The following is a 13,256-nucleotide window of genomic DNA, read 5'->3' as shown; positions in this document are numbered from 1 at the left end:
GCTGGCAACCTGCCGATGAACGGTCAGAACAGGAAGTACCGCTGGGCCATTGGCAGCACATCTGCCGGCTCGCACCACAACAGCTCGCCATCGGCCTTGACCTGGTAGGTCTGCGGGTCGACCTCGATGTCTGGCAGGTAGTCGTTGTGGATCAGGTCTGTCTTCTGTACCCCACGGCAGCCCTTGACCACCCCGATCTGCTTTTTCAATCCCAAGGCCTGCGGCAAGCCTTCAGCCAGCGCCGCCTGGCTGATAAACGTCAGGCTGGTGGCGTGCAATGCACTGCCGAAGCTGGCGAACATCGGGCGGTAGTGCACCGGTTGCGGGGTGGGGATCGAGCCGTTGATATCGCCCATCAGGCTTGAGGCAATCGCTCCGCCCTTGAGAATCAACGTGGGCTTGATACCAAAGAATGCCGGGCGCCACAGCACCAGGTCGGCCCATTTACCGGCTTCGATGGAGCCCACCTCATGGCTGATGCCATGGGTGATCGCCGGGTTGATGGTGTACTTGGCGATGTAGCGCTTGGCGCGGAAATTGTCGTTGCCTGCGCCGTCCCCCGGCAGTGGCCCGCGTTGCTTTTTCATTTTGTCGGCGGTTTGCCAGGTGCGCATGATCACTTCGCCCACGCGGCCCATGGCCTGGCTGTCGGAGCTGATCATCGAGAATGCGCCAAGGTCATGCAGGATATCTTCGGCGGCGATGGTCTCGCGGCGGATGCGGCTTTCGGCGAAGGCCACGTCCTCGGCAATGCTCGGGTCGAGGTGATGACAGACCATCAACATGTCCAGGTGCTCGTCGATGGTATTGCGGGTGAACGGCCGGGTCGGGTTGGTGGAGCTGGGCAGCACATTGGGGAAGCCGCAGGCCTTGATGATATCGGGCGCATGCCCGCCGCCGGCACCTTCGGTGTGGTAGGTGTGGATGGTGCGGCCCTTGAGCGCGGCGAGGGTGGTTTCGACAAAGCCGGATTCGTTGAGGGTGTCGCTGTGGATCGCCACCTGCACGTCGTACTGGTCGGCCACGCTCAGGCAGTTGTCGATACTGGCGGGCGTGGTGCCCCAGTCTTCATGCAACTTCAAGCCGATGGCACCGGCCTTGACCTGCTCGATCAACGGCTCGGGCAGGCTGGCGTTGCCCTTGCCGGTAAAGCCTATGTTCATCGGGAACGAATCGCTGGCTTGCAGCATGCGCGCCAGGTGCCACGGGCCCGAGGTGCAGGTGGTGGCGTTGGTGCCGGTGGCCGGCCCGGTGCCGCCGCCGATCATGGTGGTGACGCCACTGGTCAGTGCTTCTTCGACCTGCTGCGGGCAGATGAAGTGCACATGGGTGTCGATGCCGCCGGCGGTGAGGATCATGCCTTCGCCGGCAATCACTTCGGTGCTGGCGCCGATGGCCAGGGTCACGCCGGGCTGGATATCCGGGTTGCCGGCCTTGCCGATCCCCGCGATACGGCCATTTTTCAGGCCGACGTCGGCCTTGACGATACCCCAGTGATCGATGATCAGCGCGTTGGTGATCACCGTGTCGACCACCTCGGCGGCCAGCAGTTGGCTCTGGCCCTGGCCGTCGCGGATGACTTTGCCGCCGCCGAATTTCACTTCTTCGCCGTAGGTGGTGAAGTCCTGTTCCACTTCGATCCACAGCTCGGTATCGGCCAGGCGGACCTTGTCACCGACGGTGGGGCCGAACATGTCGGCATAGGCCTGGCGGCTGATTTTCATAGGAGTGTCCTGAAGAATTTGTGTTGAATGTGAATCCGCTATCGCAGGCAAGCCAGCTCCCACATTTGAAATGCATTCCCATGTGGGAGCTGGCTTGCCTGCGATGAGGCCCTAAAGATCACCCATGATCTTCCCGGCAAACCCGAACACCCGGCGCAACCCTGCCAGCTCCACCAACTCCACCTCGCGACTCTGTCCCGGCTCGAACCGCACCGCCGTGCCCGCCGGGATGTTCAGGCGCATGCCGCGGCCCAGGGCGCGGTCAAAGGTCAGCGCGTCGTTGGTCTCGAAGAAATGGTAATGGGAGCCGACCTGGATCGGCCGGTCGCCGCTGTTGGCCACGCTCAGGCTCAAGGTGCGCCGGCCCACGTTCAGTTCGATCTCGCCAGGCTGGATCTGGTATTGGCCAGGAATCATGCAGGTTGCCCCAGGGTCTTGAAGTAGATGGCGGTCGGGCTGTAGCGTCCGTCCGGGCTTTGGCAGTAGTCCGGCAGTTCGCCGATCTTGGTGTAGTGCAGGGCCTGGTAGAAGGCTTCGGCCGGGGAGCCAGCTTCAGTGTCCAGGTACAGCAGGCCACGCTTGTGCTGGCGTGCACACAGCTCCAGCGCGTTCATCAATTGATGGCCCAGGCCATGGCGCCGGGCGTCGTTGAGCACCAGCAACTTTTGCACCTCGGCGCGGTTGAGGCCGTTGGCTTTCTGGCACAGCGCCAGTTGCACACTGGCCAGCACCTGTTCATCGCGCACCACCACCCACAGCAGCAGGCTGGCGTCCTCGACGCCGGCCTGTACGCCGTCGAAGTAGGCGCGGGCCTGGGCTGCGTCGAGGTCGGCCATGAAACCCACCGATGCGCCGTGCTTCACGGCGTCCAGCAACAGCTCAATCAGGCCCTGGCGATAATGGGCAAAACTTTCGGCATTCACTCGACGCAGTTGGGCAGCGTTCATCGGTATCACTCCTTGTGCACGGCAGGTGGCTGGGCGCCGGGGTTGAGCAGCAGTTGCATGAAGGTCAGGTCCAGCCAACGGCCAAACTTGGTGCCCACCTGGGCCATCTGCCCGGTGGTGCTGAAGCCCAGGCGCTCATGCAGGCGGATCGAGGCCAGGTTGCCGCTTTCGATGGCCGCGACCATCACATGTTTGTTGCAGGTCCTGGCGCGCTCGATCAGTGCCTGCATCAGCAGCGGGCCAAGGCCCTTGCCACGTTGGTCGTTGCGCACGTACACCGAATGTTCGACGGTGTGGCGAAAGCCGTCGAAGGGCCGCCAGTCGCCGAACGAGGCATAGCCGACGACCTGCTCGGCATCCACCGCCACCAGGATCGGATAGAACTGCGCCAGGCGCGCGCTGAACCAGGCCTGGCGATTGCCCAGGTCCACCGGTTGGTCGTTCCAGATCGCCGTGGTGTTGAGCACGGCATCGTTGTAGATATCGCGGATGGCCGGCAAGTCGCCGTGCACCGCGTCACGAATCAGCAAGGACATGGCCGGGCCTCAGGCGATGGGTTGGTGGACGGTCACCAGTTTGGTGCCGTCGGGGAAGGTGGCTTCGACCTGGATATCCGGGATCATTTCCGGGATGCCTTCCATCACTTGCTCGCGACTGAGCAGGGTGGTGCCAAAGTGCATCAGGTCGGCCACGGTACGGCCATCACGCGCACCTTCCAGCAGGGCGGCGGAGATATAGGCAATGGTTTCCGGGTAATTGAGCTTCACCCCGCGCGCCAGGCGGCGTTCGGCCACTAGGCCGGCGGTGAAGATCAGCAGTTTGTCTTTTTCCCGTGGGGTCAGGTCCATGGTCAGCAATCCGTTTTGAAAAAAATTTATTAACAACACAGGTCCAATGTGAGGGCTTGCTCGCTCCCACATTTTGATTTCATGTGTTCCAAATTCTCGGAGGTATGGCCTCACGCCCCAGCAGCGCCGGGCGCAACAACCGCCACAGATCAATCAACCAGGCCCGCGCCAGCAACGTCTCGCTGGCCAGGCAGCGCGCCACCAGCAAACCCGGCAGTTGGGTCAGGTCGCCACGCACTGCATGGGGCAGCGCACGGCATTGTTCAAGCAGTTCGGTATCGATTTCCCCGCTCACCAGCAACGTGGCAAACACCGGCTGCCCATCCAGGCCAATCGGCGAGTCGAGCAGGCCGTCGTCGCCCACAATGCGCTGGCGCTCATGCCACAGCAACTGGCCGTCGCGGCGGATATCCAGGTGCGACTGAAAGTGCCCAAGGTCGAAACGCTCGCCACTGGCCGGGCGCCCCAGCGCCACCACATCCCAGTAGAACAAACGGGCGTCGCCGTGCAGGTCGATGCGGGTACTGAGTTCGGCCTGTGCGGCGCTGAACACGATGGTTTCCTGGGGCAGCCACTCCAGGGTGGCGCCGGCCTCGACCGTCAATGCCACTTGCTGATAGGCCGGCCCGCTGGCGCGGTACCACTTGGCGGCGCCGGGGCTGGTCAACTGTGCCCATGCACCCTGGCCGACATGCGCCGTGATATCCAGGCGATCCCCCCCGGCAATCCCGCCCGGCGGGTGCACGATAATGTGCTGGCACACCTCGGGACCTTCGGCGTACAGGTGCTTTTGCACCCGCAGCGGACCCTGATGGCGGCGCAGCACCGGGCGCGTGGTCGTGCCAAATTGTGCGTAGCCCAACTCCAGCGCGGCGTGCCAGCTGGGGGTGAACAGGGCGGTGGGGGCAGGAACAGTCATGGTCAGGGCTTATCAACGAGACGCTACAGATTAGATGGTAACCAGGCCGCGTACACCCTCGGCTTCCATATTTTCACCACGGCCCTGCTGGACGATTTCACCCCGTGACATCACCAGGTATTGATCGGCCAGCTCGGCGGCAAAGTCGTAGAACTGCTCCACCAGCAAAATCGCCATGTCGCCACGTTCGGCGAGCTTCTTGATCACCGCACCGATCTCCTTGATCACTGACGGTTGGATGCCTTCGGTGGGCTCGTCGAGGATCAACAGGCGCGGGCGACTGGCCAGGGCCCTGCCGATCGCCAGTTGTTGCTGCTGGCCGCCGGACAAGTCACCACCGCGGCGGTGCTTCATTTGCAGCAAGACCGGGAACAGTTCGTAGATAAACGGCGGCACTTCCTTGGCTTCGCTGCCGGGAAAACGCGACAGGCCCATCAGCAGGTTTTCTTCCACCGTCAGGCGGCCGAAAATCTCCCGGCCCTGGGGCACGTAGGCGATGCCGGCGTGTACCCGTTGGTGCGGCTTGAAGCCGGTGATGGCCTTGCCTTCCCAGTTGACAGCACCTTCCTTGGCCGGCAACAGGCCCATCAGGCATTTGAGCAGGGTGGTCTTACCCACGCCGTTGCGCCCCAGCAGGCAGGTGACTTCGCCGACTTTCACGTCAAAGGACAGGCCGCGCAGGATGTGGCTGCCGCCGTAGTATTGGTGCAATTTATCGACTTGCAGCATGTTCAAATTCTCCTCAATTCCCTGTAGGAGCGAGCGTGCTCGCGAAAAGCGCCAAGGCACCGCGGGCATTCAGGCTCGGCGCGTTATCGTTGACGATCTTCGCGAGCAAGCTCGCTCCTACAGAGAGCAATCCGCATCGGGTTCAGCGACCGAGGTACACCTCGATGACGCGCTCGTTTTCCTGCACCTGTTCCAGCGACCCTTCGGCCAGCACGCTGCCCTGGTGCAACACCGTGACGTGGTCGGCAATCGAGCCGACAAAGCCCATGTCATGCTCCACCACCATCAGTGAGTGCTTGCCCGCCAGGCGCTTGAAAAGCTCGGCGGTGAACTCGGTCTCGGCGTCGGTCATGCCTGCCACCGGCTCATCAAGCAGCAACAGTTGCGGGTCTTGCATCAACAACATGCCGATTTCCAGGAACTGTTTCTGGCCGTGGGACAGCAAGCCGGCCGGGCGTTGCACTGATGCTGTGAGGCGAATGGTGTCCAGCACCTCGTCGATGCGGTCTTTCTGCTCGCCGCTCAGGCGTGCGCGCAGGCTGGCCCACACTGACTTGTCGGTTTTCTGCGCCAGCTCCAGGTTTTCGAACACGCTCAGGGCTTCGAACACCGTGGGCTTCTGGAACTTGCGGCCGATGCCGGCCTGGGCGATCTGCACTTCGCTCATGCTGGTCAGGTCCAGGGTTTCGCCGAACCAGGCCTTGCCGTGGCTGGGGCGGGTCTTGCCGGTGATCACGTCCATCAGCGTGGTTTTGCCCGCACCATTGGGGCCGATGATGCAGCGCAATTCGCCGACGCCGATGTACAGGTTCAGGTCGTTGAGCGCCTTGAAACCGTCGAAGCTGACGCTGATATCTTCCAGGGTCAGGATCGTCCCGTGGCGGGTGTTGAGGCCCTTGCCTGCGGCCTGGCCGAGGCCGATGGCGTCGCGGCTGCTGCCGGCATCTTTGTTGGGGTCGAGAACAGGTTCGAGCATAAATTCAGCCGTCGGTGTGATTCTCATTGTTCGCCCTTCTTCTTCAGCAGGCCGATGATGCCCTTGGGCAAATACAGCGTGACGATGATGAACAGCGCGCCGAGGAAGAACAGCCAGTATTCCGGGAAGGCCACGGTGAACCAGCTCTTCATGCCATTGACCACACCTGCGCCGAGTAGTGGGCCAATCAAGGTGCCGCGCCCGCCGAGGGCAACCCAGACAGCCGCTTCGATGGAGTTGGTCGGTGACATTTCGCTGGGGTTGATGATGCCCACCTGCGGCACATACAGCGCCCCGGCCAGGCCGCACAACACCGCGCTCAGCACCCACACGAACAGCTTGAAGCCGCGTGGGTCATAGCCGCAGAACATCAGGCGGTTTTCTGCATCACGCAGGGCCGTCAGCACCCGGCCGAACTTGCTCTGCGCCAGGCGCCAGCCGATGTACAGGCTGGCCACCAACAGCAGCACCGTAGCCAGGAATAGCACCGCGCGGGTGCCCGGTTCGGTGATGCCGAAGCCGAGAATACTGCGGAAATTGGTAAAGCCGTTGTTGCCGCCAAACCCGGTCTCATTGCGGAAAAACAACAGCATCCCGGCAAAGGTCAGGGCCTGGGTCATGATCGAGAAATACACGCCCTTGATTCGCGAACGGAAGGCAAAGAAACCGAACGCCAGCGCCAGCAAGCCCGGGGCCAGGACCACCAGGCACAGGGCCCAGAGGAAGTGCTCGGTGCCGACCCAATACCACGGCAACTCAGTCCACGACAGGAAGGTCATGAACGCCGGCAGACCCTCACCGGACGCCTGGCGCATCAGGTACATGCCCATCGCGTAGCCGCCGAGGGCGAAGAACAGGCCGTGGCCCAGGGACAACATGCCGGCGTAACCCCACACCAGGTCCAGCGCCAGGGCGACGATGGCGTAGCAGAGGATCTTGCCCACCAGGGTCAGGGTGTAGGCCGAGACGTGCAATGCACTGTCTGCGGGCAACAGTGACAACAACGGCAACGCCAGCAGCATGGCGAGGATCACCACGCCCACCGCAATCGTCACCTTGGGGCCGGCCTTTTGCGCGGCCGTAAGCATCAATGGCTGGTTCATCAGTCGATCACCCGTCCTTTCAGTGCGAAGAGTCCCTGCGGGCGTTTCTGGATAAACAGAATGATCAGCGCGAGGATCAGGATCTTGCCGAGCACGGCACCGATCTGCGGTTCAAGAATCTTGTTGGCAATCCCCAGGCCGAAGGCGGCCATGACACTGCCGGCCAGTTGGCCGACACCGCCGAGTACCACCACCAGGAACGAGTCGATGATGTAGCTCTGGCCCAGGTCCGGGCCGACGTTGCCGATCTGGCTCAGGGCCACGCCGCCCAGGCCTGCGATGCCGGAGCCCAGGCCAAACGCGAGCATATCCACGCGCCCGGTGGGTACGCCGCAGCAGGCGGCCATGTTGCGGTTCTGGGTCACGGCGCGCACGTTGAGACCCAGGCGGGTCTTGTTCAGCAGCAGCCAGGTCAGCACCACCACGCACAGGGCGAAGGCGATGATCACGATGCGGTTGTACGGCAGCACCAGGTTGGGCAGCACCTGGATCCCGCCCGACAGCCACGCCGGGTTGGCCACTTCAACGTTCTGCGCGCCGAACACCAGGCGCACCAACTGGATCAGCATCAGGCTGATGCCCCAGGTCGCCAGCAGGGTTTCCAGCGGCCGGCCATAAAGGTGACGAATCACCGTGCGTTCCAGAACCATGCCGATGCCGGCGGTGACAAAAAACGCCACCGGCAGTGCGATCAACGGGTAGAACTCGATGGCCTGGGGTACGTAGCGTTGCATCAGCAACTGCACCACATAGGTGGAGTAGGCGCCGAGCATCAGCATCTCGCCATGGGCCATATTGATCACGCCGAGCAAGCCGAAGGTGATCGCCAGTCCCAGGGCCGCCAGCAACAGGATCGAGCCCAGGGACATGCCGCTGAAGGCCTGGCCGAGCACTTCGCCCACCAGCAGCTTGCGCTTGACCTGGGCCAGGCTGGTTTCGGCGGCGGTGTGCACCGCGGCGTCAGCCTCGACACCGGGCGCGAGCAGGGCTTCCAGGCGGGTACGGGCCAGTGGGTCGCCGGTGTCGCCGAGCAGGCGCACGGCTGCCAGGCGTACTGCGGGGTCGGAATCGACCAGTTGCAGGTTGGCCAAGGCCAGGCTCAGGGCACTGTGGACGTCGTCGTCGGCTTCGTTGGCGAGTTGCTGGTCGAGGAATTTCAGTTGTGCAGGCGTCGCACTTTTTTGCAGTTGTTGCGCAGCCGCCAGGCGCACCTTGGGTTCGGTGGCGAGCAACTGCTGGCTGGCTTGTACGTTGTTGATCAAGCCGCGCAGGCGGTTGTTCAGGCGTACGGTCTTGGTTTCGCCGTTTACCGTGAGTTGGCCTTGTTGCAGTGAATTGATCAACTCGACACGCGCCGGGTCGGGCTGGGCGGCCCAGTCCTGCAACAGTTTGGCCTGTTGCGTGGGGTTGGCCGCGAGGAAATCTTCGGCATCGCCTGCGTGTGCAGCCAGGGGCAGCAACAGCAGGCAGGCCAGGATGAGGCGGTGGAGGGCAGTGGGCATAACAAATTGTCCTGAACATGCGCGGACGGTGTGAACACCTACCCTCTGTAGGCGCTGGCTTGCCGGCGATAGCGGTGGGGCAGTTACAGATGAGTCGACTGACACACCGCTATCGCCGGCAAGCCAGCTCCTACAGAGAGCGGGCCCGTGGGTTGGGGCTTAGTTGCTCTTCACCGCGTGATCCGGCTTCTTGTCGTTGCCAGGGATATACGGGCTCCAAGGCTGGGCACGGATCGGCCCTTCGGTCTGCCAGACCACCGAGAACTGGCCGTCAGACTGGATCTCGCCAATCATCACCGGCTTGTGCAGGTGGTGGTTGGTCTTGTCCATGGTCAGGGTGTAGCCCGACGGTGCGGCGAAGGTCTGGCCGGCGAGGGCTTCACGCACCTTGTCGACGTCGGTGGACTTGGCTTTCTCCACCGCCTGCGCCCACATATGGATGCCGACGTAGGTGGCTTCCATCGGGTCGTTGGTGACGGCCTTGTCGGCGCCCGGAAGATTTTTCGCCTTGGCATAAGCTTTCCAGTCAGCGACGAACTTGGCGTTGACCGGGTTCTCTACCGACTGGAAGTAGTTCCACGCCGCCAGGTTGCCCACCAGTGGTTTGGTGTCGATGCCGCGCAGTTCTTCTTCGCCCACCGAGAACGCCACCACCGGAACTTCGGTGGCTTTCAGGCCCTGGTTGGCCAGTTCTTTGTAGAACGGCACGTTGGAGTCGCCGTTGACGGTGGAGATCACCGCCGTCTTGCCACCGGCGGAGAATTTTTTGATGTTGGCGACGATGGTCTGGTAATCGCTATGGCCGAACGGGGTGTAGACCTCTTCGATGTCTTTGTCGGCGACGCCTTTGGACTGCAGGAACGCGCGCAGGATTTTGTTGGTGGTGCGCGGGTACACGTAGTCGGTACCCAGCAGGAAGAAGCGCTTGGCGCTGCCGCCTTCCTCGCTCATCAGGTATTCCACCGCCGGGATTGCTTGCTGGTTCGGCGCGGCGCCGGTGTAGAACACGTTGGGCGACATTTCTTCGCCTTCGTATTGCACCGGGTAGAACAGCAGGCCATTGAGTTCCTCGAACACTGGCAGCACCGATTTACGCGACACCGAGGTCCAGCAGCCGAACACCACGGCGACCTTGTCCTGGGTCAGCAACTGCCGCCCCTTTTCGGCGAACAGCGGCCAGTTGGACGCCGGGTCCACCACCACCGCCTCCAGCATCTTGCCGTTGACGCCACCCTTGGCGTTGATCTCGTCGATGGTCATCAAGGCCATGTCTTTGAGCGACGTTTCGGAGATCGCCATGGTCCCGGACAGCGAGTGCAGGATGCCGACCTTGATGGTCTCGGCGGCCTGGACGGTCCAGGTCAGGCCCATGGCGGCAATGGATGCCGTGAGTGTGAAAGCCTTGATCAAGCTGCGACGCTTCATTGTGCAATCTCCGTGACTCAACAGTGTTAGACGACAGTTGAGGGAGGCATTGCAAGCCGTGTGCCTAGTCGTATAAAGGCAGAAAACGGTCGTTTTGGCGCGGGCTAGGTTTGTGCAGTGCACCATGAGCTGGCAGATCGAGTGGCATGGTGCGCGTGCGTGCGCCACAAGGGGGCGTCATCAGCGCTTGCGCATCAAGCCGATAAAAAACAACCCGCCAATGGCCGCAGTGGCCACGCCGATCGGCAAGTCCTCGGGGGCGATCAGGGTGCGCGCGGCAACGTCGACCCAGACCAGGAACAGGCTGCCCAGCAGCACGCACACCGGCAGTACCCGGCGGTGTTCTGCGCCTACCAGGCGACGGGCGATGTGCGGCACCATCAGCCCGACAAAGCCAATGGAGCCGCTGATCGATACCAGCACGCCGGTCATCAACGAGGCGATCAAAAATACCTTGAGGCGCACATTGCGGGCGTTCAGGCCCAGGGTCACGGCGGTCTGCTCGCCGGACATCAGCGCGTTGAGCGGGCGCGCCATGCCCAGTAGCAAAACCAGCCCCAGCAAGACAGTGACGGTGGGGATCGCCAGCAGTTCCCAGCGCGCCAGGCCCAGGCCGCCGAGCATCCAGAACATCACGGCTGACGCCGCGCGATGATCGCCCATGAACAGCAACAGGTTGGCAACCGCCATCATCACGAACGACACGGCCACGCCGCACAGCAACAGACGATCACTCTCCAGGCGGCCATTACGACTGGCCACCGCCAGCACCACCAGCATGCTTAGCAGCGCGCCGATGAAGGCGGCGGTGGGCAGGGTCAGCAGGCCGATGACTTCGCCGACATGCAGCACCACAATCACCGCGCCCAATGTGGCGCCCGAAGTTACGCCCAGCAGGTGTGGATCGGCCAGGGGGTTGCGTGTGACTGCCTGCAAGACCGCGCCGATCAGCGCCAGCCCGGCACCTACCAGCGCGCCCAGCAACATGCGTGGTACACGGATCAGCCAGACGATATGTTCCTGGCCGGCGCTCCAGTTGGCCTCGCCGATGCCCAAGGCCTTGTGCAGCAGAATCCGCCACACCACGTCTACCGGCACCCGCGCGGAGCCGAACCCCAGCGAGATTACGCAAGAGATCAGCAACAACACGCCAAGGGCACTCAGCAGCAGGGCATAACGACGGTCGATCATTGGCCGTGGAACCCCTTGGCCAGGGTCTCGACCGCCAGCACATTGTCGATGCCCGGCGTGGCCTGTACGTAAGGGATCACGATGAAACGCTGGTTCTTGATCGCGTCCACCGATTGCAGTGCCGGGTTATCGAGCAAAAACTGCTGTTTCTGCTCGGCGGTGATTTCGCTGTAGTCGACGATCACGATTACCTGCGGGTTGCGTTCGACCACGGTTTCCCAGTTGATCCGGGTCCAGCTGGCTTCGACGTCATCGAGGATATTGCGCCCGCCGGCAGCATCGATCAGTGCTTGCGGCATGCCCAGGCGCCCGGAAGTCATGGCGCGGTCTTCTCCGCTGTCGTAGAGAAATACCCGTGGCTTTTCGGCGGGCAGGGTTGTCTGCACCTGGGCGACCTGGGCCTGCATCTGTGCGATCAAGGCGTTGGCGCGGTCCTGCACGTCGAAGATCTTGCCCAGGTTGCGCAGGTCGTTATAGGTGTCGTCCAGGGTTGCAGCGGGGCGCTTCATCACAAAGGCGCAGGACTCGGTCAGCTCCAGCACATTGATACCCAGGGGCTGCAGGGTTTGCGGCGTAAGGTCGCCACCCACGCGCATGCCGTAGTCCCAGCCGGCGAAGAAGAAATCGACGTTGGCGTTGAGCAGGGTTTCCACCGACGGATACTTGCTGGCCAGTTCCGGCAGACCGTCGAGGATCTGCGCCATCTCGGGCGTGACCGACTTCCAGCCAGTCACGCCGCTGTAGCCGGCCATGCGCGACTTGAGACCCAGTGCGAGCATCATCTGGGTCATGTTGATGTCGTGGCTGACCGCATGCCTGGGCGCCTGCTTGAAGGTCACTTCGCGGTTGCAGCTCTGGATCTTCAATGGGTAATGGGTGGCCTCGGCGAACGCCTGGGTCGCACCGCACAGCAGGGTAAAGCACAGCAGGGAGCGCAGGATCATGGTTGGGTTATCCAGGTGATTCGTGGGTAGCCGGACAGGGGATGAGTGTCAATCAAGGCTTCGACACCAAACACCTCGCGCAGCAGTTCGGCAGTCAATACTTCGTGGGGCGTACCGCTGGCAACGATCTGCCCATGGTTGATGACGTACAGGCGATCACAGAAGGCTGCGGCCAGGTTGAGGTCGTGAATACTGGCCAAGGTGCCGATCTGCAAGCGCTTGACCAGCCCCAGCAACTCCAGTTGATAGCGCGGGTCGAGATGGTTGGTCGGCTCGTCAAGGATCAGCAGTTGCGGTTGCTGGGCCAGGGCGCGGGCGAGGATCACCCGCTGCTTTTCACCGCCGGAAAGCGTAGCGAAGGCATGGTCTTCAAAGCCCAGTAGGCCGACCGATTCCAGGGCTTGTTCGATCAACTGCCGGTCGTGCCGGGTATCGCCGTCGAACAGCCCCTTATGGGGCGTGCGACCCATGGCGACCACCTCATCGACCCGCAGGCCGAAGGCGTCGGGAAATTCCTGCAACACCACGGCGATGCGCTGGGCGCACCAGCGCGAGGATTGCTTCCAGACGTTCTGGTGGTCCAGCAGCACCTCGCCGGCGGTGGGTTTGCTGAAACGATAGGCGCAGCGCAACAGGCTGGTCTTGCCGCTGCCGTTGGGGCCGATCAAACCAACAAACTCCCCCGCACCCACCCGCAGGCTGGCATCACGCAGTTGGAACTGGTGATGACAGTGGCCATGGCCCAAGGGCGACCAGGCGAGGTGGTGAAGGTTGAGTGCGGTCATCGATAATCTCAAGTCAAACATAGATCCAATGTGGGAGCTGGCTTGCCTGCGATAGCATCACCCCGATGTAACTGACAGACCGAGGTGTCTGCATCGCAGGCAAGCCAGCTCCCACAAAAGTGGACTGCCCCCAAGAAGTTGGACACCAATCCAATTTCTTGGG

The 13,256-nt window shown here is 62.5% G+C and carries 14 protein-coding genes and 1 pseudogene; all 15 read right to left on the bottom strand.

What is annotated here, in order from left to right; genetic code table 11:
• Positions 1 to 23: 23 nt before the first annotated feature.
• The gene (ureC, locus tag H097_RS21580; protein ID WP_032862379.1) at positions 24 to 1,724 is read right to left on the bottom strand and encodes an urease subunit alpha; all 1,701 of its coding nucleotides are present in this window, start codon (positions 1,722 to 1,724) and stop codon (positions 24 to 26) included.
• A gap of 111 nt (positions 1,725 to 1,835) precedes the next feature.
• Complete coding sequence (locus H097_RS21575; RefSeq protein ID WP_032862378.1) at positions 1,836 to 2,141, bottom strand: urease subunit beta; 306 nt, start codon at positions 2,139 to 2,141, stop codon at positions 1,836 to 1,838.
• The gene (locus tag H097_RS21570; protein ID WP_032862377.1) at positions 2,138 to 2,671 is read right to left on the bottom strand and encodes a GNAT family N-acetyltransferase; all 534 of its coding nucleotides are present in this window, start codon (positions 2,669 to 2,671) and stop codon (positions 2,138 to 2,140) included. The genes H097_RS21575 and H097_RS21570 overlap by 4 nt, the downstream gene beginning before the upstream one ends.
• Positions 2,672 to 2,676: 5 nt before the next feature.
• The gene (locus H097_RS21565) at positions 2,677 to 3,207 is read right to left on the bottom strand and encodes a GNAT family N-acetyltransferase (RefSeq protein ID WP_032862375.1); all 531 of its coding nucleotides are present in this window, start codon (positions 3,205 to 3,207) and stop codon (positions 2,677 to 2,679) included.
• Between the two features lie 9 nt (positions 3,208 to 3,216).
• Complete coding sequence (locus tag H097_RS21560) at positions 3,217 to 3,519, bottom strand: urease subunit gamma (protein WP_032862374.1); 303 nt, start codon at positions 3,517 to 3,519, stop codon at positions 3,217 to 3,219.
• 79 nt (positions 3,520 to 3,598) lie between these two features.
• Positions 3,599 to 4,438, bottom strand: coding sequence for an urease accessory protein UreD (locus H097_RS21555; protein WP_032862372.1), 840 nt, complete (start codon positions 4,436 to 4,438; stop codon positions 3,599 to 3,601).
• Positions 4,439 to 4,468: 30 nt separating this feature from the next.
• Positions 4,469 to 5,167 carry an urea ABC transporter ATP-binding subunit UrtE gene (gene urtE / locus H097_RS21550; RefSeq protein ID WP_032862370.1) on the bottom strand — a complete coding sequence of 233 codons (699 nt, stop codon included), beginning with the start codon at positions 5,165 to 5,167 and terminating at the stop codon, positions 4,469 to 4,471.
• A 22-nt stretch (positions 5,168 to 5,189) separates the two neighbouring features.
• A pseudogene (locus H097_RS29125) lies at positions 5,190 to 5,297 on the bottom strand (outer membrane lipoprotein carrier protein LolA); the annotation flags it as partial.
• Positions 5,298 to 5,309: 12 nt separating this feature from the next.
• Positions 5,310 to 6,170 carry an urea ABC transporter ATP-binding protein UrtD gene (gene urtD / locus H097_RS21545; RefSeq protein WP_032862369.1) on the bottom strand — a complete coding sequence of 287 codons (861 nt, stop codon included), beginning with the start codon at positions 6,168 to 6,170 and terminating at the stop codon, positions 5,310 to 5,312.
• Positions 6,167 to 7,246 (bottom strand): urea ABC transporter permease subunit UrtC, encoded by a 1,080-nt coding sequence (gene urtC / locus H097_RS21540; RefSeq protein WP_032862368.1) that lies wholly within the window; start codon positions 7,244 to 7,246, stop codon positions 6,167 to 6,169. Before urtC ends, urtD begins: the two co-directional genes overlap by 4 nt.
• The gene (urtB, locus tag H097_RS21535; protein WP_032862367.1) at positions 7,246 to 8,748 is read right to left on the bottom strand and encodes an urea ABC transporter permease subunit UrtB; all 1,503 of its coding nucleotides are present in this window, start codon (positions 8,746 to 8,748) and stop codon (positions 7,246 to 7,248) included. The genes urtC and urtB overlap by 1 nt, the downstream gene beginning before the upstream one ends.
• A 159-nt stretch (positions 8,749 to 8,907) precedes the next feature.
• A complete protein-coding gene (urtA, locus tag H097_RS21530) occupies positions 8,908 to 10,173 on the bottom strand; it encodes an urea ABC transporter substrate-binding protein (protein ID WP_032862366.1) in 1,266 nt (421 codons plus the stop codon).
• A gap of 180 nt (positions 10,174 to 10,353) precedes the next feature.
• Positions 10,354 to 11,364: an iron ABC transporter permease gene (locus H097_RS21525; RefSeq protein WP_032862365.1), complete on the bottom strand. Its 1,011-nt coding sequence runs from the start codon at positions 11,362 to 11,364 to the stop codon at positions 10,354 to 10,356.
• Positions 11,361 to 12,308, bottom strand: a complete 948-nt coding sequence (locus H097_RS21520) for an ABC transporter substrate-binding protein (protein WP_032862364.1) — start codon at positions 12,306 to 12,308, stop codon at positions 11,361 to 11,363. The genes H097_RS21525 and H097_RS21520 overlap by 4 nt, the downstream gene beginning before the upstream one ends.
• On the bottom strand, positions 12,305 to 13,093 hold the full coding sequence (locus H097_RS21515; protein WP_032862363.1) for an ABC transporter ATP-binding protein: 789 nt from the start codon (positions 13,091 to 13,093) through the stop codon (positions 12,305 to 12,307). Before H097_RS21515 ends, H097_RS21520 begins: the two co-directional genes overlap by 4 nt.
• Positions 13,094 to 13,256 lie beyond the last annotated feature (163 nt).

It is taken from the genome of Pseudomonas sp. FH4, from assembly GCF_000510915.2.
GTDB classification, from domain to species: Bacteria; Pseudomonadota; Gammaproteobacteria; order Pseudomonadales; family Pseudomonadaceae; genus Aquipseudomonas; species Aquipseudomonas brenneri.
Note: the sequence above shows the minus strand (reverse complement) of the source record. Positions and strands in the feature narration are given on the sequence as shown.